6 protein-coding genes are annotated in these 23,163 nt (G+C 31.5%); all 6 read left to right on the top strand.

Annotation, left to right across the window (positions count from 1 at the left end; genetic code table 11):
* Positions 1 to 9 precede the first annotated feature (9 nt).
* From ACJAX4_RS00110 to ACJAX4_RS00085, 6 genes are read left to right on the top strand one after another with little or no spacing between them, the layout of a single operon-like run.
* Positions 10 to 1,515, top strand: coding sequence for a hypothetical protein (locus tag ACJAX4_RS00110; protein WP_435787417.1), 1,506 nt, complete (start codon positions 10 to 12; stop codon positions 1,513 to 1,515).
* A gap of 37 nt (positions 1,516 to 1,552) precedes the next feature.
* Entirely contained in the window at positions 1,553 to 3,127 is a 1,575-nt protein-coding gene (locus tag ACJAX4_RS00105; protein WP_435787416.1) for a hypothetical protein, read from the top strand.
* Between the two features lie 45 nt (positions 3,128 to 3,172).
* Positions 3,173 to 5,428, top strand: a complete 2,256-nt coding sequence (locus ACJAX4_RS00100; protein WP_435787415.1) for a hypothetical protein — start codon at positions 3,173 to 3,175, stop codon at positions 5,426 to 5,428.
* 12 nt (positions 5,429 to 5,440) lie between these two features.
* Entirely contained in the window at positions 5,441 to 12,250 is a 6,810-nt protein-coding gene (locus ACJAX4_RS00095; protein WP_435787414.1) for a hypothetical protein, read from the top strand.
* Positions 12,231 to 19,088, top strand: coding sequence for a hypothetical protein (locus ACJAX4_RS00090; protein WP_435787413.1), 6,858 nt, complete (start codon positions 12,231 to 12,233; stop codon positions 19,086 to 19,088). The genes ACJAX4_RS00095 and ACJAX4_RS00090 overlap by 20 nt, the downstream gene beginning before the upstream one ends.
* 14 nt (positions 19,089 to 19,102) lie before the next feature.
* Positions 19,103 to 23,125, top strand: coding sequence for a hypothetical protein (locus tag ACJAX4_RS00085; RefSeq protein ID WP_435787412.1), 4,023 nt, complete (start codon positions 19,103 to 19,105; stop codon positions 23,123 to 23,125).
* The last annotated feature ends 38 nt before the right edge of the window (positions 23,126 to 23,163 follow it).

The following is a 23,163-nucleotide window of genomic DNA, read 5'->3' as shown; positions in this document are numbered from 1 at the left end:
GCAATAGGTATGATAGAATCTAGTGGTGGAAAGTTTTTAAACAACACTAATTCTTCCGCCGCAGGTAAGTATCATTTTCTTTTCAACCTAATAAAGGATGATCCGGAAATGAGTGGTATTAGCAAGAGAGAGTTCATAAATAGACCTGAACTTCAGGAGAAAATAATGGATAAAGCTTTAAAAGGTAATCTTCAAGGCTATCCTTACGGGGAAAAGTACGCAAATAAATTAAAAAAAGAATACGGTTCAGATTACGATACTAATCAAGTATCAGCATTGGTACATTTTTTAGGACCAGGAAATACTAGGAGATTTTTAAAAGATCCAGAAGGATTTAAAGTTCCAGGTAAAGGAAACGCAACTGGACAAGAATATTTATCAAACTTTCAGGAACACTTTGATTCTTTTGCTAGAGAAAACGAAGAGGATCCTATTAATGATTTCGACCAGGAAAGAGAATCTTCTTATCCTTCCCCAAGAGAAGATTTAGCTGAATATTCTCAACAACCTATAGACAATACAAGAGTAAGAAGAGCTCCTTCAATGAGAACTGATGGAGATGAAATAAGAGAAACGCCTGAAAATCCTAGCAAGATGATATACGATCTTGATTTAAACGGAACCAACGAAGAATCTAATGATTTTGAAAAAGGAGGTAACCTAAATGATCCTGGTGATATACCTAAAGAAAAAGGAAAAGTATCTGATAAAAATGTAAAAAGCGTAACAGACTATATAGACAACCTTAATGGTAATGAAGATTTAAGTGGTTTAGATGAAAAATCAATATCACATCTTAGAGATTTTGCTAACAGTTCATTAACAGGTGAACATAAGCGTAATAAATCTTCAAAAAAAGAAGGAATTTACACAAAAAATCAAATTGACAGTTTAAATAAAGTTTCACTTAAAAGGATGTTGAGATTAAGCGAACTAAGTGGTAACTCAAAGATAAACATAAAAGATAATAAAGGAAATTCCTACTACAATCCAATTACAAATAATATAAATATAAATAGAAAAGAGCAAATTATTGATGAACTTGCTCATGGGTATAAACAAAAATCAGAAGGTAAAAGTGTAATTAAAGATTTTATTGACTCTTATGTTAAAAAACCCTTTTTTACAAAAAAAGGACAAAGGGAAAACTATGATGATCCTGACCAAATGGAATTTGATACTCATGAAATCGTGCAGCCTATATTAAGAGATTATGCAATGGGATACATTACTGAAGAAGAAATAAAAAAAACTATTAAAAACTATAGAAGTGTATTTAAAGAGTATTTTGATAATATTAAAAATAAAAATAAATTAAAACAAGGTGGTTCTCTAGGGACAGGAACAAGTGCTAAAGATTTAGTAACAATATTTGAAGGAGGTGGAACTCACGCTCAAAATCCTAACGGAGGAATCCCTCAAGGAACAGGAGCTAATGGAAAACCTAATTTAGTAGAAGAAGGAGAAACTAAGTGGAACGACTACATCTTTTCTAACGAAATTTCAATTGACTAATTAAAAGAAATAAACACAACAATCTAAAGAATACAATATGAACATAATGTCTAAGTTTAATTTACCAACATACGTTAAAGGTAAGTCTTTCTCTGAAGCTAGTGCAATAATTGCTAAGAAATTTAAGGATAGAAATAGCCCTGAAGATGTAGCTACTTTAAACGAATTACAAGGTAGACTACAAAAAGCTCAAGAACATGTTAAAGCTGCTCAAGAGTCTAAATCTAAACCACAGCATAAAATGCCAGACGGTTCTATGATGGATGGAGCTTCTCACGGAAAAGAAGGAGCGACAGCTGAAAGTTCTCCCTCGGAGAACGCCGAAGGTGCAGTGCCGTCAGGCGCTGAGCAACTGGCCAATAAATACAAAGGTGGAGGAACTATGGATATGTTAGGAGCTGCAGGCTCTTTGCTTGAAATGGGTAATACTGCATTTGGAGATACAGGTATTGATACTAGTGGAGCAAGTGCCGCACCAGATGTTCCTTCAGTAGCTGGAACTACAGCAATGGGAGCTGTTTCAGGAGCTGCTAAAGGCGCTTCGGTTGCAGGAGTTCCCGGAGCAATAGTTGGAGGTGCTTTTGGAGGAATAACAAGTTTTATGGGTGGTAGTAATGATAAAAAAGATGCACAAACAGCTAGAGTAAACAACTCTTTTGCAGATCACAATGCAGCATCTAATAACTACAAGAAAGGTGGTAAGATGAACAAATACGTTCATGGAGGAGAAATTCATGCAGACCCAATGGTTCCTCCAACAGGTATGAATTTTATGGATGAAAATGATTCATTCATGAATAAATCTAGAAGAGGTCAACCGTTAGCTAATAGAGAGGCTCAAAAAACAATTATGGATCCTAGTTCATTTGGATTAGATAGTGCAAAACCTATTACAGATTTAGCAAAAATGAGTACAGATAATAAATCTTACAATAAAGAAATGAAATCAAAAGCTGTATTACCTCAAGATACTCCTGATGTTAAAGGAAAAATAGGTAGTGGTAAGAATTATGCTGAGCTACTTAGATATGCACCAGCAGCTATGAATGCAGCACAACTTGCAGGATTAAAGAAACCCGGACAAGTTGGATTAGATAGATTGACAAATAAATACAATCCTCAAAGAGTTGACGAAAGAGGCATGCAAAATGCAGCTCAAAATGCAGCTAACATAAACAAGGATGCTATCTTATCTTCTTCAGGAGGATCAGCGAGCTCTGCTAGAGCATCTTTATTAGGTTCTGAGAGAAATGCTTCAAGAAACTTATCGAATGCTTATCAAAAGGCTACTGGAGAGAATAGACAAGACAATAGAAAAGGTCAACAATTTGATGCAAATATTGATAAAACTAACATGGGTCAGTCTAATCAAGAGACTAGTTTAAATTTAGAACAGCAGGCAGCATACAGAACTAATAAAAGTAAGTTACTTTCACAAATAGGTAATGACCTTGGGGGAGTAGGAAAAGAGGAGTTGCTTAAGAAGTATCCTGAAATGATGGGAATGTCTTACAACGAACGAGGAGAACACTTACAATCAATAGCTGATGAAAAAGCAAGAAAAAAACTTGCAAGACTTTTAGAAAAAAAGAATAAGTCTAAAAAAGGCTAAAAAAATAATAAAAAATTAAAATATTTTTAATACATTTACAATATTATGGCAGGAAGAACCTCAAATATTAGCACTTCATCTTTTAAACCTTTAGATATCAATGAGATAATGGCAGTTCCTTTGGCTAAACAAAAAATGGAAGATGACATTCTTAATCAAGCTGATAAATTTGGACAATTAAGTTCAGACGTATTAGATAAAGACTCAGAAAGAGCAACATCTACTATAAATTCTTTTAAAGATAGAGCTTCTTCATTATCTGATGAAGTAATATCAGGAGGCGTTAATAGAAGTCAGTTTAATAAGCTAAGAGGATTAAGAAACGAAACTACTCAGGAAATGGGTTCTGATGGATTTGTAGGAAATGCTATGGCCAACAAGAAAAAAGTAGGGCAATATGTAAATGCTTTAGCAACTAAAAAAGAAAGACAAGGCGGTTATTCATCGGCAGATGCTCAAAAATGGGCCCAAGCACAAGTTTCTAATTTTGAAGGAACTCAAAATGAAGATGGTTCATTTAATTCTTTTTCAGGTGCAGAGCTATCTGATAAGTTTGATGAAGACAAGCTAATAGACGAAGCTATCAAGAGGGTTGCAGGACAAGTATCTAAGAGAGCTATAGGTATAATTGAGACTGGAGGACTTCCTGCTTTTTACGAAGCAGTTAGAACAAAAGAAATTAAAGGTAAAGACTATAACACTGTAATGGCTTCTATTAAAAACTCTTCAGAAACAAACCCTGATTTAATAAATCACTTAAAACAGCAGTCTTTTTTTGACGGAGAAGAAGGTAATCCATTAGATTTTGGTAGTTTTAAGGATGTTGAAGGAAAAGACAGGAATGGTAATCCAACTTCATCTTATCAGTATGTTCCAGGAGAGTCTAGATATGCTAAAAAAATGGCTGGATTTGGATTTATGGGAGCTACAAAGACTACTAAATTAACAGATAAGCTTTTACAAGATGCCGTTAAGAAAAAAATGTGGAATAACGGTTATGATGAAAAAAAGATGGCTAAGCTTTATGCATTCCGTAAAGGAGAATATTTAAACATAAAAGCAAATAATTTAGATGAAATTCAAAAATTAAACGACGATTACGGCATGGGTCTTCAAACACTTGAGTCTGACTTAAAAGCAAAAAAAGCAGAGTTAGTTGAAGCAGGAATGTCGCAAGAAGAAATAAATTCAGATAAAGGATATATAAAATTAAAAAATGATTATACTAATTCAAAAGTAGGTTACGATAATACTAATTCATATTTAACTCAGCTAAATGAAGAGGCACTAAAAAATTTAAGTAAAAATGATAAAGCAATAGTTAAGGCTGATCTTCTTTTGCAAGAATACAATGAAGACGCAGTTAAGCTTGTTGAAGAAAAGTACAATGTAAAAAGCGGAACAGGAGAAGGTGAGCTTGGTTTTGGTTGGGAAAAATACAAAAACGACACAAGTAAAAAAGGTGTAGAAAGATACAATAAAATTATTCAAAATGAAGCAAAAAGAATGCTTGCTTCTAGACATGGAGTTAGGGGTGCGGATAATCCTACTTATGATTTTGATATAGGAGTGCAAAGAACTGATGAAGCAAGGAAGGAAGCAATTCAAAATAATTTAGATGCTGACAACAAGGCGGCTCCATACACTGTTATTCAAGCTCCTTCTTCAAGTAAGTACTCTGGATCTAAATACGCTACTTACTCTGATATGAATGTTGAAAATATGAATCCTAGTAATGTTGCAATTGCTGGTAGAAAAGATCAAACATTAGCTGATGTTATGGAAACTAAAGAGTTTACAGATATAATGGGAGAAGAAGGAGGATTTGAAGTACTAAAATCTTTTACAAATGATGGATACACTCAAGAAGGCGCTTTATACAATCAACTTGTTATAAGAATGAAATCAGATCCGTCAAAATCTTTTACTGTTCAGATTGACGCAAGTGGAGACAAAACAATAATGAAAGATCTTTATGAAGATTTATATTCTTCTTCAGACGGTGATCAATCACTTAAGGGAGAAATAGGTCTTGCTAATTTAATGTATATGCCTGCTATTAAGCAAGCTTTCTTTAGGTCTAGTAGTAGCGGACAATTAGAAGTTCAACTTCCTGACGGAACAAAAACAGATCAAGTAACTTTTTCTAAAAATGAAGACGGAACATACAGCGGAACTCTTTTTGGTCAACAAATGGAGTTTGACGGAAATTCAGATTTAAAAAGTGAGCAAGAATTTGCAGTAGCTTTGAAGAGAGAAGTTGAAGAATTTATGGAAGCATTGGAAAACTCAAAAAAATAAAAATAAAAATACATGGATATTCCAAATAAATACGACAATATAGTTAAGAATCAATCTTTAAAAGAAACTAAAACTATAGACTTAGATGTTGAAGATAAAGAATCAGCAGCTGTAGTTCCTGAAGATAACACAGATCCAGTAACTCCTGAGAAAAAAGAAGGATCTAAATGGGATAGTGTTATAAAAAAACAAAAAGAAGGAAATCTTAATATTTATAAATCTAAAGGTAGAAGAATAGAAGACAAAGCTATAAATATTGATTTAGAAGATTATAGAGATACATTAGGTCCTGATATATTTATACCTGAAGGATCTGATAGAGGTGTTCTTGATCAACAAAGATCTGATAAACAAGGATTTTTTGAACAAGCTGGTAATTTTTTAGCCCAAGGAGTTGTAGGCGAAGCTTTTGGTGGAAGTATTGAAGGATTAGGATACGTTATGGATTTAGGATCTGTAATTGATATCATGAAAGGAGATGAAAAAGAATGGGGAAACTTTATAACTGAATTCGGACAAGGAATTCGTGAAGGAACTCAAAAAAACTTTGCAATACATCAAGATCCTAGCGCTGAAGGATTTGGAAAAATGGCTGACTCAGGTTGGTGGTTTGGTAACGGTGTATCAGCATTTTCTACAATATCTATGCTTGCGCCAACAATGGGTGCAATGAAAGCACTATCTTTAATAGGTAAAGGAATTGGAGCCAGTAAAGGACTTAGAACTTTAAGAAAAGCTAAAGGTATGGCTGAACAAATGGGTACTAAAAGTCAATGGATGACTAATGGTATTTCTCAAGCGGTTCTTTCTAGAAATATTGAAAACTCCATGGAAGCTCATGGTACTTTTAAAAGCATGAAAGCTAAAAAGTTGTCTGAAATAGATAACAAGACTGGAGAAAAATACACAGAAGAAGAAGCTACAAGAATAGCTAGTAATGCTGCTTCTATGAACTGGAAAAAAGGATGGGCAATGTTACTTCAAGATATACCTCAGTACTTAGCTATAGGTAAAGTTTTTAATCCTATTTCAAAGAAAATGGTAAGTGTAAGTGAAAACGCTGCAAAACAAGGTTTGAAATCAGCATGGAAACCTTGGCAAAGAAAAACTGCGGCAATTGCATCAACATTTTTTGGAGAAGGAGCAGAAGAGTCTTATCAGTATTTAATATCGGAACAAGCTAAGCTTAAATCTGACTTGGATGTTGGATATATAACTCAAGAAAAGTACGATAAAAAAATGTCAGAAGCTATGGGTAGTGAGGAAATGCTTACTTCTGCTTTTTTTGGAGGACTTGGTGGTAATTTATTTCAAGCTGTCGGTGGTGGGCTAAACAATGCTTTACAATCTAAAGATAGAAAAGAATATGAAAAGAACTTGGGTGATTCATACGCTGACCACTTAACAAACAAGTCTAAGCAAGTTTCTTTAATGTTTCAACATCTTAACAATTCTGACGAAAAAGGTTCTAAAGTGTTACGAGATCAGATCATAAACGAATCAATGATGAATCTTGCAACTGAAGCTTTAGAGAATGACAAGTTTGACCAATTCTATGAAACTATAGGATTAGTTTCTGAAATGTCTGAAGAAGATCTTAAGAGCTTTGAAGAGCAAACAGGCGATGAATTTAGCCCTGAATTAGCAGCTCAATCAGCTCCGGAATTACAAAATAAAGCAATAGAAATAAGAGATATTTATTTAAAAAATAGAGATAATTATTCTCCAGCTACTTCATCTAGATTATCTAGGTTGGAAATGGAGAACAAAGAACTATACAGTAGGCGTGATAAGAATTCAGCAGATGTTCAAAAAATAAGAAATAATGCAAGAGTTAACTTCAAGGAAAAAGCATCTGAATCTTTATATAAGAAATTAGAATTAAGAGAGAAAGGCCAGGTATTACGTAGAAGAAAAGAAGGCTTAAAAGAAAGATTAAGAGAAGAAAAAGAAAACGGATCTAAGCAAAGAAAAGGATTTATACAAGAAGCTATAGATAGAAACGAAAGACTTTTTAAAATTTACGAGCTAGCAACTAGAAAACAAACTAAAGAAAATAAAGAGTCAAATTTAGAAGAAGAAGGAAAAGAAGAAAGAAAGTTAAAAAAAGAAAACGATATTGCTTTAGAAAAATCTTATAACAAGTTGTATAAAAACGATTTGTTAGCTGCGCTTGAGCAAGAACATGTAGCTGAAGAAAGCATTGCTATTAATGTTGAGGACATGGCTTTTCAAAAGTCTGAAGAAGGTATTAGACTGCAGAGTCAAGAAACTTTAAAACGTCAAATAAAAGATTATGAAGAAATAGTTGACAAAGAAAAAGCTGTTATTTCTTTAGAGTCGGTTAAAAAAACTCTTGAAAAAGAAATAGAATACCTTTCTGATGTTGAAAAGAAAGAAATGAAAGATAGTGTTGATGCTAAAATTAAAGAGTTAAAGACACGAATAGGTGAGGATGCTTCTAGAGAAAAAGAAGCAGTAATTAGAGCTGAAAAAGAGAAAAAAGCTTTAGATGAAAATAACGATGAAACAGTTGCTAGTAATCAAACTAGTACTGAAATAGATAATGTCATCGAAGATGAAAATGCAAATGAAGATCCTATTATAACTAAACAACAGATTGATGCTTCTGAAAAATTAGACGACAAAGAGATTGGTAGAGGAGACTATATGTCTATTTTAGACAAGATATCAAGAACAGTTAATGGAGTAAAAACAAACCTTATAGCAGCTTATGATGAATATATATCAAGTGCCGAAAGCAGAGTTGGTCAAGAATTTAGATACACAACAATAGAGATTGATCAAAATCTTGGTAAAGCACAAAATGATGCTATAAGTGCTTTTAAAAAGCTTAAAAAAGGAGATAAAATTCCTCAAAGTATTATAGACAACTTGCCGATTAAAACTACTCATACTGAGCACAGTAAAGTATTTAGCTATCTACCAACTAAGCCTAATCCAAATGATTCTTTAGAGAAAATAAACAATTATAAAAGAGGTTATGGATCTCAAAGAGAAATAATTATAACTAAATTACTAGAAGGAGAAGATGTTACCGCAACAGTAGGTCTTCATAGTGGTGGAGAATTACAAATGGATTCAGACACTGAAGAAAGAACTACTCCTGAGAATTCTTTACTAGACTTAAGACAAATAGGTGGAAAAATATCTAACATTAAATTATTAGCAACTAATAGAGGTGGTTTCTTAATGGATACTTTTAAAGAACCAGATAAAGAATTAGGAAACAGAGCTATAGTTCTTGATGGAAGTAGTTCTGGAAATAAAATGTCTTATAGAGGTGGTATGTTTTTAAAAGTTAAAAAAGCAAATGGAAAACCTTTTGCATTAAGACTTAATTTAAAAAGAAACACCGAAGCACAAGCTGATATTTTAGCTAAACTTTTACTTGAAGTTCAATCTAAAGCTAAAGAATCTAGAGTTGGAAAAGAATTAGAAGAAGGCCAATCGGATGAAGATTTTAAAGGATTAACACCTACTACTGGTATACCTTTATCTGAATTAGATCAAGAACTTCAAGATGCTGTACGTGAAAACATGGGTCCAGAAATAGAGATGCTAGATAAAGGATATAAAGATCCATTATTAAGTGATCTTATTGATTCATTCATATATGTAGACGCAAGAACAGAGAATAAAACTTCTGAAATATTTTTTACTCCACAAGGTGACTTAATATTTAACAACACTACTAAAGAGGAAAAAGAAAGAACTGAAGACTTTTCTTACGACAAATTAGTTTATTTTTTACTTAATAACAAAAGAAGACAATTTAATCTTGACAGATGGAATACAAATAACGATTATAAGAAATATGTATTAGACAACAAGCTTATAAGTACTGATGCTACAACTGATGGTTCTTTATTCACCAACACAAGAAGAAGAGCAGATAGAGGAGATATGGTAGGAAGAAGTGTTCAATTATACATGAACCCTGTAACAGCTGAGTCTAAAAAAACAACAAAGAATTTAAGTGTGGATGATGAAGGAGTAGTAACTACTACTCTTGATCTTAGTTCATATAAAAAATCTAAGAAAGAAGATCCTAAAGTAGAAACTCCTGTTATTAAAGATAGTCTTAGTGAAGCTCAAGAAGATTCTCTTAAGAAAATGAAAGAGTTGTATCCTGAAATTAAAGTAGGTTTTACTCAAGACGGTAAATCATTTGAAGTTGGTGATAATAAAGTTATCATGAACCAGGAAGAAATGAATTCATTAAACTATAGATTAAAATCTGTAAGTATACTGTCTTCAGATAAAGCTAAGCAAGTTTTTGCTAAAGGAAAAAAGAACGGTTGGGATTTAAACAAGATTCTTACAGAGCTTCAAGTGCCTAAAGAACAAAAGCAAATTATATTAGATAAAAATAATATTGTATTGAATTATGGCAGAGAAGGAAAACTCTCTGATATTAATATTAGAGAAGAGATAGTTGCAGCTTTATTATCTGATAATAGTTTTGCTGTTGAGGTTAATACTGCTAAAGAAAGTAAAAGACAGCCTTTTACAAAAGTAAAAAAAGAAAACAGTAAGTATGTTATTTATAATATAGCAGGTGATTTAATCTCAGAACATTCTACAGAAGGTGAGGCTTTAAAAGAAGTAGATAATTTAGAATTTTTAAATACTCAACACTACTCTAACCTAACAGTTCCAGGTGGTACTAATTACACAGAGAATGAGCTTTCCACACCGTTAATTGTACCTAATATTAAAGGTCATGGTGAATTTAGCACTGATAATGGTATAGGATGGTTTAGAAGTGATGATGCGTCTTTTGGGAACCAAACATCTAAAACTTCTACTGGAAGTTTAACAAATGAAGTTGAAAGTCAATCTGACAGTAACTCATTTAAATTAGGTAATGATTTTTATGAAACTATTCAAGAATTTGATGAAGAGTACTCATTTAAAGAGTTTTTAAAAAATGGGGTCGAAATAACTCAAGAAGAGTTCATAAGCGCATCTAAAAAAGCTAGTGAGAATTTTAATAAAAAATCTGTAAAAACCCGTAGAATACTAGAAGTACAATCTGATTTATTTCAAAAAGGTAGAGATAAAAAATCTTTAGCTTTACAGGAAGTTGCTGATGTAGATTTTGGAGAAAATCCTCCAAAAGAGATTTTAACTAAAGTAGAAGAAAACAATTTCCTACAAATACTAAATAAAAAAGGTAATTGGGTTAATTTCTTTGTGCAATCTATTGTACAAGACAGTGTTAAAAAAGGATATGAAAAAGTATTATTTCCTACAGGTGAAACTGCTGCTAAAGTAGAGGGGCTTGAGAGCATGGCTAATGAAATTGAAAGATTAAATAATGATGATAAATATCACATAACTCTTAAAAAAGATAAATCTATTTCAGGAATAATTAATTCTTTTAAAACTAAAGAAGAAGCTATAAGAGATGTAAAAAAACAAAATTTAGATGTAGGTGAAGAGATGTATTCATTTATGGAGCTTAATGTTAATGAAAAAGAAATTAACAACTTTAAAACTCAAGGTTTAGACAAACTTAAACCTATAGAAGGATTTTACACTAATAAAGTAGCTAATATACTTAAAAAGAATTATAAAGTAAATGAAATAACTGATGAACATGGAAACACTTGGAATGAAATAGATTTATCTCAAGAAAAAGCAAAACAAGAAGTATTACTTCAAAAAGATAAAAAAGGAAACATAAAGGGTCAAGCAAATATTGATGCTATGACTGTTTTGTTTGATAAATCTAAAATGTCAGATGATACTGTATATCACGAGTACGCACACCACTATGTAGCTTGGAATAGAGAGTCTCCTTTAGTGAAGGAGGCTGTTAAGAAATGGGGCTCTGAGGAGGCTTTAGTGCAAGCCATTGGTGAACAATCTTTAGAACAAAAAGGTGAAGCTTGGACATGGTTTAAGAAGTTTATAGCTTGGTTAAAGAATGATATAAATAAACTAAGTAAATTAGATGCTCAAAAATTAAAGAATATACTTACTGATGCTTTTTTAAAAAGAGAAGATTTAGCTGCTTTAAATAAGACAAAAGATAATACTGTTAAGAAAGAAACTATAAATGTGTATTGGGGTCAAGCTGAATCTAAAAGTTCTACAAAAATATTATCCAACTTAGCTCCTAGAAAATTTACATGGGAAAATAGAAGTTACGGAAGTGTTGAGCATGCTTACCAGTCTAACAAATCAGGAAGTTTTGATAAAACAACTTATGACAAATATATCAAAGCAGGTGGATCAGGAACTAAAATAAGAGGAAAAGGAACTGTAGCTCAAATGAAGGCTGCTGATAGTTTAGGATTAATGAAAAAACTTGTTGTATCAAGCTTTAAGCAAAACTCTGAATCTAAAGCTGCTAAAAAATTAATGGAGTATAAAAACTTTACACACAATACTAATCAGTTAATTGATCAAGCTTTTTTAGAAGGACTAGTTTTAGCTCAAAAAGCTTTAGAACCTAAATCAACAGAAAAAAACATTCAATTTGATGAAGAAACAATAGTTGGTGATACCGATATTAGTTCAGCGGGAAATAATGACGTATATTCACAGCCTAAAGGACAATCTGTTAGAGAAACTCATTTAGTATCTTCAGAAGAAAAAGAAGAAAAGACTGAGCCTAAAAAAGAGCTAGAAAGAGAACTAACTGAAGAAGAAGAAGATGCACTTTTAGATGCTAAAATGTCTAACAATGAAATAAAAATGGGTTCTGATATAAGCGCTAAAGCTACTAAAGAAGTTGATAAATTAAACGAGGGAGAACCTGAAATTAAATGTGTTTCTTCAAAAAAATAATAACATGACAAATTGTACAATACATAATAAAACTAATGGTAAGCCAGCTAAACTTTACGCAAAACTATTAGAGATATTTAAGACAACAAAAGAAGCAGATCTTTATTATTCAAAATTAATAGGCTCTGATTTTAAAGACAAATTTGGAGACTGGGAGAAAAAGTACAATGCGGAGCCTGGAGAAGATGTTCCTAAAACTGGGAAAACTCTAGATAATGGTGAGCCTGAGTTATTTAATATACCTGGTACAACTCAATATTATTTTGAACTACTAGATGAAACTCGTTTTTTAGTAAACAAAAAAGGTCTTAGAGGTTCTTTTTCTCCTATTGAAATTAAAGAAATATCAAAATACTTTTTATTTGACTTTGTTGAACAAGGTGGTATTGATTCTTTTAATAAAATTAAAACTAAGAAAGGAGAATCTAAGTTAATGAAAGTTATAGAGAAATCTATACAAAGCTACAAAGATCAAACAATAGAAAAATATCCTGAAGGAAGTCTTGAAAGAAGAGGTCTTACTAGAAGAATAAATAAAGTTGAACTATTTAAAGAAGACTTTAAAAATGAATTAATAGTAAATCTAGACGCTCTTGGAAGAAAGTATTTAGAAAATATTGTTGATGATGAAGGAAATGTGGTTGGGGAAGTAGCAGAAGAAGATAAAGATGGTGGATTAAATATAGCCGAATCTATGACTGTTAATGCTAAGTCAACTGCAACTATTAATACTAAAATACTTTTATCTCAATTATTATCTAGAAAGTTAAATGAAGATACGGGTAAAAAAGAAGTTGTAAGATCTAAATTTTTAGGAACAATTGTATTTGAAGATTTTAGTGAAGTATGGGAAGTGCTACAACCATTATTAGCTGATAAAGTTTCGGAAGAAAGGAATGAAGGAATTACCTCTACTTATTCAAAGATGAAAACGGTTGTAAACTCATTAGTAGATGATCAACCTTGGGCTCAAGATTTATTAAACAAGCTTGATGCAATGTACAACGAGGAAGATGGTGGAATAGAAAATGTAGCTGAATTTGTACAAGCTTTTAACAAAACTAAATTAAATTACTATGTAACTGAATTTGACAAAGAAAATTCATCTTACACTGTTTACAATGCTACTTCAACAAATAGTAGAGAATCTCAAATATTAGATAGATGGGGAATTAGATTTCAAAACCTTTTTCTAGAAGATGGTAAAAAAGCTAGAATTAACAAAGATGGATTTAGAGAGATTTCAAAAATAAAAGAAGAATCTGATGCAGCATTTATTGAACTTAAAGACTTACTTCAGCTTGCAGGAGGGGATCAAAAGTTAATTAACGACGCTTACAATGACGCTGCTAAAAGTTTGTTTAAGTCTATTAGAAAATTAGGAATATTTGATTTAAAAACTTCAGATATTAATAAATTAATTTTACTAAATGGTGGAAACGATAAGCAATTAAGTACTGTAACAAAATTATTTGAATCAATAGAATACTTGATAGATGGAAGTATTTTAACTTCTGACGGAAAGGGAAAACCAAAAAATTTCAATGGAGACGGGTTAAATGGAATAAATCCGTTTAGAGATCAGCCGAGCATTAAAAAGTTAGCTCAAGCAGTAGCTTTAAGAGAGCTAGATATATCTGAATCAAATATACTTACAAGTGATGGTAAAATGTTTTTCGCTTACTCTAATCCTACTTACGTATCAAATAAAATAAATGAATGGAAAGAGGATCCTAGTAAATTAGAAGAGCTTGCTTTGTTGCCAATAAATGCAAACTCTAGATGGATTAAATACTTGACAGCTTCTGAAATAACAGATAACAAAGATGAAAAAGAAGCTTTGTCAACAAAAAGACTTGACGCATTACAATATGGGTTAGCAAATTCTTTTACTTCCAAAGGAAAAAATGACGGTGTAGATAATAAATCTATAACTCTTAATGATCAGATAAATGACAATTTATCAAAAATGTTAAAAGGTAAGTTTAAAGGAGGAAAATCAATGTTTCCTACTATTATTGCCGCAGACAAAGCAAGAAGAATAGAGTTATCAGGTTTTGAATTTGTAGACAGTAGAATTAACAACAGAGGTAAAGATGGAAAAGCTATTATACCTCAAAGAACAGTTGATATTTTTATAGACTATTTTTCAGACGAATACAATAGAATGATACAGGTTGCCAGAGATATGGATAATTTACCTAATGATCAAAAAGTAGAGCATTATCACTTAGGTGCAGAGAATGGCTTAAAATCTCAATTGTTTCCAGGATTGAATCCAGGTACAGTTTCAGCAACTGTAGGTAATTTATTATACGACAAAAAAGGAAAACCTCTTTTATACAAAAACACTGAAGGATTATCTCAAACTCAAAGAGATGGAATATCTGAAATCGTTAGACAATCACTTTTAGATAGATTACAAGAAACAAAAAGTAAGTTAGATGAAATGCTAGCTAATAGTAAAGTTGAAAGAAAACTAATTGACAAATATTCTACTCAAGGAGGAACTTATGCAATGGCCGGAGACTACTTAGTAAATGGTTTGGTTGCTAGTATTGAATATACTAAAATGTTTACAGGAGATCCTGCTTACTTTAAAAATAATGCAGATTTTATGAAAAGAGTTCCTGCAACTTACAGTGATGGACTACAATTAGCATTAGAAAGCAGAGACGACATGAGATTTAACTTAGCTGTTGTTCAAAATGTTGAAGTTGCATCTCAATATGTAGACGAAATAAAAAGATCATTAAAAGATAAATCAATTGCAGAAGCATATGAAGAAGTAAACACTACTGATGCTCAGGGCTGGATAACTCCACGTAGATGGAGATTTCTTAAGAAAAGACTTGGGCAATGGACTATTAAACATGATAGTGCTTTTAAAAAGATGCAAACTGGACAAGAACTAGAAAATGACGAATTAAAACTTGCAGCGCAGCCTCTTAAAGGAGTTTATTTTGATATAAATAAAGGTGTTCCAACTTATTTAAAGTATTCACAGGCAGTACTAATACCATCAATGGTTCAAAGTACTCCTATGAAAAGACTGTTAGATAAAATGCAAGGCCCAACAAGTATTGACTCTAAAGGAAGAGTTAAATATGAAGTTTCAGAAGCAGATGAAGTTCACGAAGTTGTAACATCTGATGGAATAAAGGTAGGAGGTATTGCACCTACGAAGATTAATGATGGAGAATCTACTCAATTGGCAGATGAATTTGAATTGAATTCAAACGAAATGTCTAATAAAGGATGGAAACTTCAACAAGATCTTCCTGTTAAAACAATGCACGAAACAAATATAGGAACTCAAATTCAAAAAAATATTCTTGAAGGTTTTGATAAAACTGCAGAATATCAAGTTTTTGGGGAAGAAGATAAAATTACAGGAGCATTATTACTACAAAAAATTCATGACTCTCTTTCAGACTTAGTAAATATTGGGGCGTCAGAGGTAAAAGAAAAGTTAGGAATAAATGCTAATGATCAAATTACTGATAAAGACTCTTTGTATAGAGTAATAATAGCTGAATTTCAAGAAAGAGGTGGTAACGAAAATATTATAACTGCTTTAGAGAAAAGAACTCCTTTTGATTCTATTCCTCAAATTAGAGGAAGAATCGATAGTATATTAATGTCAGTATTTAATAGAGCTACAACTAAGATTGCTACTGAAGGAGGTAGCTTTATACAGGTTTCTCCATTTGGATTTGAATCAATTGAAAAAAAATACAAAGCACCAATAGTTGAAGTAGTTAAAAGATATTCAACAAAAGATTTAATAAATAATCCTGAAAAAATATATGTATTTGGTGACAATACAGATAGAAAAGGGACTGGAGGTCAAGCACAAATAAGACCATTAGAAAATGCATTTGGAATAGCAACTAAAGTTCATCCTACAAATAATGCAAATGCATTTATGTCAGATGATAATTTAGAGGAAAATAAAAAAGTTATTACTAGTGATATTAAAAAATTAATATCAAGCAATAAAGAATTAGTATTTCCTGAAGACGGCTTTGGAACCGGATTAGCTGATCTTAAAAATAAAGCTCCTAAAACTTATGAATTTTTAAGTAAAATCTTAATGGATTCTTTTGGGTTTAATAATGAAAACGGTAGTTTAAGTGAAGTTAAAGTTAAAGAATCAAAAAAATCTAGCATTAAAATTGTATCTGAAAGATATAACGGAAAAGGATTACTTCCTCCAAGAGCAGGTGAAAATGGTCAAACTCTTCCAGGTCAAGTTATGATTCCTCATACTTTGGCAATAAAGATACTTAGAGAGTCTGGAAAAGATATAGACAGCATGACTTCTGATGATTGGTTAAAACTATTTAGGGACCCTAAAGTAAGAGAATTAGTTGGATATAGAATACCTAATCAAGGTATGGCATCTAATGACACTCTTGAGATAGTAGGTATATTACCTGCATCAATGGGTGATAGTATAATAGGTTACGATGGAATACCATCTAAAACGGGATCAGATTTTGATATTGACAAAATGTACATAATGGGACCAAACCTTATGTATAATAAAAAAGAAGGAACATTCGAGATACTAAATGATGAGAACAAAAAGTTCTACAAAGGAAAAAAGAATGTTAATAAATTAATTGCTCAAAACAAAGTAGTTAGTCTTTATACAGATGTACTTCAAAGCCCTCTTACTTATGACAACATGATGACATCTATTGATGGCGGTGCTCTTCAGGATGATATTGCTGGAAATAAAAAGAAAGGAATTAAGGGTCTGTTTCCGGAAGCTGTTTACGAAAATTTAGAATTATTTTCACCATTAACTCAATTAAAAACTAAAATGAACTACATGTCTGGAACTACAGGTGTAGGTCTTACGGCAAATCAATTAGTTGACAACGTAGCTAATCAAACTCTTAATATTTCAATAAAAGCTGATTTAGGACTAGGTAATAGATTCAAAGAAGATGGTAAAACAGTTACTTTTATGGATAGAAAGGTAGAGGGTAAAAGTATAACTCAAGTCTTGTCACAATACTTAAACGCATATGTTGATATAGCTAAAGATGCTTATGTAACAAGAGGTAATCATAATGGATTTACAGCAAACGTTACGTTTATGTTAATTAGAGCAGGTGTACCAATGAAAACTGTAAACAGATACATTGGTCAGCCAATTTTAGCTGAGCTTATTGAACTTAAAAATAGAGAAAAAAGTATTACTGGAAATCGTTTAAAAATTACAAATAAAGACGGATCTGAATCTAGTGCTACTCCTTATGAGTTCTTAAGAGAGAAGTACAATATTAAAGAAAATGAAAAATCTAGACTAAAGCTTGACACTTTAACTAATAAAGATTTTGAAGACAGAATAGAAGGAAAAGAAAATTTACTTTTAGATTCAATTGTGTTAAATTCATTTGAATTTCATGAATCTGCAGCTACAAAATGGACTGACGGAGTATTAGCTGCTAAAACTGACGCAAAAGGTGCAGGAGGATCTCCAGTAGCAATGAAAGTTGCTATAAATAAAATACAAAAAGTTAAAGACGTTGGGTTTATTAAAAACTATGAAAGTAAATTTGCAGGAACATCTTTAGGAACTTTTAGAGAACAAGCACTTTATTTTCCAGAGAGAGTATTGGAAAATAGTAAAATTGTATTGTCAGGAACAACAGGAGCTAAAAGTGCTATGACTGTAGTTTCTCAAGCTTTAAGTAAAGAAGCATACATTGTTAGTGAAAAGCTAGGTAAAGCAGTAGAGAAAGGAATGTATTCATACATGATGTCTAGCTCTAGTATGATGAAAGATAACAAAGATAATTTTAAGTATTTATTTGAAGAGCTTCCTAATAAAATTATAGAGCTTCAAGAAACTACTGATAATTTTTTATTAAAAGAATTACAAATTGAATTAAGAGGTGGTTATAATTTTATAGGTATAAATTCAAATGATAAGCCTCAATTATATCAAAACAATATTTACAGAGCTTGGATGAATCTTTATGAAAATGAAGAAACAAAAAAACTTGCTACGGATTTAGTTAAATACTCTTATTCTCAATCAGGTTTTAATGCAAATTTAAACCAGTTTTTTACACATATTCCTCATGAAATATTAAATGATGAAGGTCTTAATTTTGAAATGAACTCATTTTACGATAAAATAGACTTAATACATCAAGATGGTGAATTTTTAGATCAATTTGCTAGACATGAATCTGGAAATATTGATGTTATAAAAAGAATAAGTGTTGGAGACATGTTTAAAGGTAGCAATAATCAATTAGCTTTCGTGGCCAAACCTTCTTTTAAAGAAAAGTTTCAGTCATACAGAGGAGGAAAAGCTTACACGAATTACCCAGATTTTATATCTTCATCTGTAGCACTAGATTCATCAGGAAAAAGTATTTACGGTCTTTTTAAGTTAGAAAAAATGGTAATGTTCGAAGGATATACAGTACCTTTGTATAAAAGAACCTATAAATTAGGATATACTGCAGGTAAAAATAAGGTTTTTGAGTATTCTTACGAAAAAAAAGTTAAACAATCTGTAGTTTCTCAAAATAGAAATGAATTTAATAAAACATTTTCTAACAATATAAATAAACATGCAGCAACATTAGGTGAAGACCTATTGGGTGAAAATTCAAATGATAGTTCTGAAGATCCTACTAAAGTTGAATCTTCTCAATTAGCTTTAAATTTAGATGAGAACACTAAGCAAGAAAATAAAAGTATCGATACTGGAGAAGAACAAAGTGTTGATGAAGAAGCTAATGTTGTATCTTTAAGCGATAAAGTTTATAAAAAATACGAAATAACAAAAAATGGTTGTAAAGACTAAAAAAAACAATAACAATGAGTTGTACTTACACATATAAAGGAGAAGAATATACTGAATTAGAACTTAAGAAGGAATTACTTAAGAATCCTGATTTTGTAAGCGAATACATGCCTCAAGAAGAAAGGTATAATGAAGATTACGTTAAGGAAGACTTAAGCATGTTCAAAAGAAAGATTGGACATTTTCAAGCAAAGATGGATGTAAAAGTTATAATGGACGACAATACTGATAGCTCGAAAGTTCTTGGTAAAAATGATCCCAGAACTATAGAAGCAGGTAAGCCTGTAATTCTAATTAATCCTAAGCAAGTTTTTAAAACTACCGCAATACACGAATTTGGTCATGTTTTCATCGACTCCTTCCCCAAAGGTATTGACAATCCTAGATTACAACGAGCTTTAAAAATGCTTCAAGGTACAGCTCTAGAAACTGAAGTTAAAGAAATGTATCCTGAATTAAACGATGAAATGTTTGCAAAAGAACTTATTGTAACTGCCATTGGTAGAAAAGGTTCTGACATATGGGATAACACCGACAGCAGAAGCGCATGGAGCTCTATAAAGGACTGGATGATTAATTATCTTAAAAGAACATTTGGATTCAACACAGGCGATGAAATAGAGTCTTTATCTAAAGAATTACTTGATGACAAAATAAGTAAGTTTAATTTAACTGAAAATCTATCAAGTAGTGATCAATTACTAAAAGAAAAGGAAACTGTAGAAGAAAAAGATGATCTTAAAAAGACTATAAAAACATTAAACTCTATTTACGAACAAACATTATCTAGAGTTCGTGTTATTTACACAGAGTACGAACCAGACACTCCTCAAACTAGAGAAAGAGAGCAGGAAAATAGAAAAGAAACTAAAACTAGGTTTGAATCTATTTCAGAGCTTAGAGACGCAATGACTGAGCACGATAAAGCTGATAGAAAACTTGGTATTGCAAAGTACATTCAATGGGTTCGTGAAGAAGTAAACAAGGTAAACTCAACAATTGATAAAAGAGAGAAGTCAGAGAGAGGTTTCACAAGGGATAAAATACAATCTACTTTTGAATGGAATCAAGGATTTGATATGATTGAAGATATTCAAGGACTAGTTATTGGATTAAGCAAAGATGGAGAAATAACTCAAGAAGATAGAAAATATTTTGAAAGAAAACTTAGTAAAATACAAGAGAAAAGAAGTATAGTTGAATCTAAATTACTAGAAGCTTCTCGTGAAGAGTATGCTCAATTTATAGCTGATAATGATGTCAGAACTAGAGCTAAATTTGAAAGAGACTATGAAAAGACTTATGATGATTTAGGCTTATCTTCTTCAGGTCAAAGCAAGGACTCTTACGTAAAAGAAAAACTACAAGAAAATAGTCAAAAAATATGGGATGAATCATATAAAATTGCATACGCAGAGGCTCGTGAGTCAGCTACTGATATTCATAGCATCTCTGCTAAGTGGTGGTCTGAAAAGAATTCAAAATCCAAAGAAGTTCAAATATTTTCTACAGTAACTGATGAAATTGAAAAAAACATTGCTGACCATAATTTTTCCGTAGCAACTAGTTTCGATAATGATAACAAAACCTTTAAAACAGAAGTAAGTAATGAGGCTAATCAAGCTAAGAAGTATGAAAAAATGTATACTACTTCTAAGTCAGGTCAATCTTATTACACTACTGCATATCTTCCTGAATTTCTTGAAGAAAAAAATGAACTTTTTAAAGCTGCAGCAGATAGAGATATTGCTGATGAAAAATACTCTGAAGTAAATGTTACTGGTAAAAAACTAGAATACACTATAGACGGAGTTACTAAGCTTTTAAAAATTCAAGGCGGACAAAGATATAATGTAGAAACTAATTCAGAAGGAAAATCTATTACTATTTCATATAACATTGGGGGAGAAAGAATAGACGTTCCAACCACAGTAGCTATAGCTAGAAGTGAGTATGATTATTGGATAGAGAAAAATACAAAAAAAGGAATTTCTAAAGGAGTGTCAAAGAATATTCCTATAGATATATGGAAGAATGAAAATTACAAAGAATTAAATGATAAGCAAAAAATACACTTAAAGTTTTTAACAGATAGTGTAAGAAAAGGAGATGCTTTTACAAAAGGAAAAGACTCTGTTATCTCAAAAAGTTATGGTCAAACATGGATGAGACTTCCGGGAATACTTAAGACTGACTTACAGAGAATATATGAAGGTAATTACGCAGATTCTTTGAAACATAAATTCTCTGAATTAACAGAAGTACAAAAAGATGATTTTGAAACTCAAGAAAATAACAACACAACTCAAGAGTCTTTCAAAAGAGTTTTTGCAGATATATCCAACAAAGAGAAAATGAGAATACCAATTGCTTTTAGAAAAAGATTAGAAGCAACGGATCAAAGTTTTGACCTTCATACAATTACTTTGATGAACTTAATGTCTGCAAAAAATTATCAAAAGAAGAAAGAACTAGAATCCACTGCTTTAATTGTGTTAGAAGTAATGAACAATAGAAATGTTCCTGATACAGTTGGATTAAAAGCTATGAAGAAAATCAACGCAGTAGATAAAGACAAAGAAGTTCCTTTATTTAAAAGTAAAAAAGATATAAATGACGTAAAGCAATTTCGTAGTGTTTTAGAAAATAGATATTATGAAATAAAAAATAAAGACGCCGGCACAGTTAAAATTTTAGGCAAAGATGCAAGTGTAAATCAATTAGCTAAATCTTGGTTAAAGTATTCAGGGTTTACTGCTTTAGTATTTAACTGGACAAACAGTTGGGTAAATGTAAGTATGGGTAAAGTAAACAACTTAATAGAAGCTGTTGGTTCTGAACATTTTACTGTTAAAGACATGGCAAAAGCGGAAGGAACTTATTGGAAAGACATTAAAGGAATGGCAGATGATTGGGGTTCAAACGTAGATAAGTCTAGAACAAATATGTTTATGAACGTATTTAATGTTATGGGTGATAAAAATTATCTAGGAAACAAGTTTGAAGAAAACACAAGATTAAAAGCTTGGACCAAGATAAGTACACTTCGTCCAATAGCAAAAGCTGGAGAACACATGGTTCAAGCTCAAGTAATGTATGCAATAATGCATAACATTAAAGTAATGAATAAAAAAGGTGATTACATAGATATCGACGGAAACAAAGTATCTACCAAAAAAGAAGCCGCTTCTCTTGACAGTATGATAGAATTTGTTCCAACTGTCAATAAAGGAGTAATAATGAAGTTAAGTGAAAAAGTTGATTCAACAACATTTACTAGAACAGGAGATGCAAGTCAAATATTGTTAGAGACTAAAAACCTAATTTCAGATAAAGTTCACGAACTACACGGTAACTACAATGCTGATTTACAATCTGCAAATCAAAGAGAATTCTGGGGTAAAATGGCTTTATTTTTACGTAAATGGGTTGAAGAAGGATACTTTAGAAGATGGAGAGGTACTGGAACTATATTTAAAAAACAAGAACTACTAACTGATACTGATAGATTCTTTTCTAACGATGCTAAGACATATAGAGAAGGATATTACGTAACTGCAACAAGATTCTTGACAAAAGTATTAGCTCCTGCAATTACTCAACTTAATATTTCTATAATAAGTAAAGGCCATGGTAATTTAATGCCACATGAAAAAGCTAATCTTAAGAAGTTAATGATGGAGTTAATGATGATATCAGGAACACTTCTTGCTTACTTAGCCTTAGATGAAGATGAAGATGAAATTGCGTATAAGTATTTTTTCAGAAGACAATTAGCTGAATTATCATTTTTTATAGCGCCTCCTGAAGCAATGAAAGTTGTTTCAACTCCTACAGCTTCTGTAGGTACTTTAAGGAGTTTATTTAAAGTTATAACACAATCTGTTAATCCTTATGAAACTTATAAGCAGGGACCTCACAAAGGAAGAGGAAAACTAAAAGTAGCTGTTTTAAAAACGCTTCCAATTAGTGCTAGAATGCTTAGTGATCCTAAAAGTTCAATGGATTTTCTTAATAACTCTGCAGGTGTAAATTAATAAAAAAAAATTGCCAACGGTAAAAAAAAATTGCCAAC

Origin of the sequence: Clostridium sp. (assembly GCF_051278035.1) — a bacterium.
Taxonomy (GTDB): Bacteria; Bacillota; Clostridia; order Clostridiales; family Clostridiaceae; genus Clostridium_AD.
The sequence above is the reverse complement of the archived record's forward strand: the minus strand, read 5'-3'. Positions and strand labels throughout refer to the sequence as shown.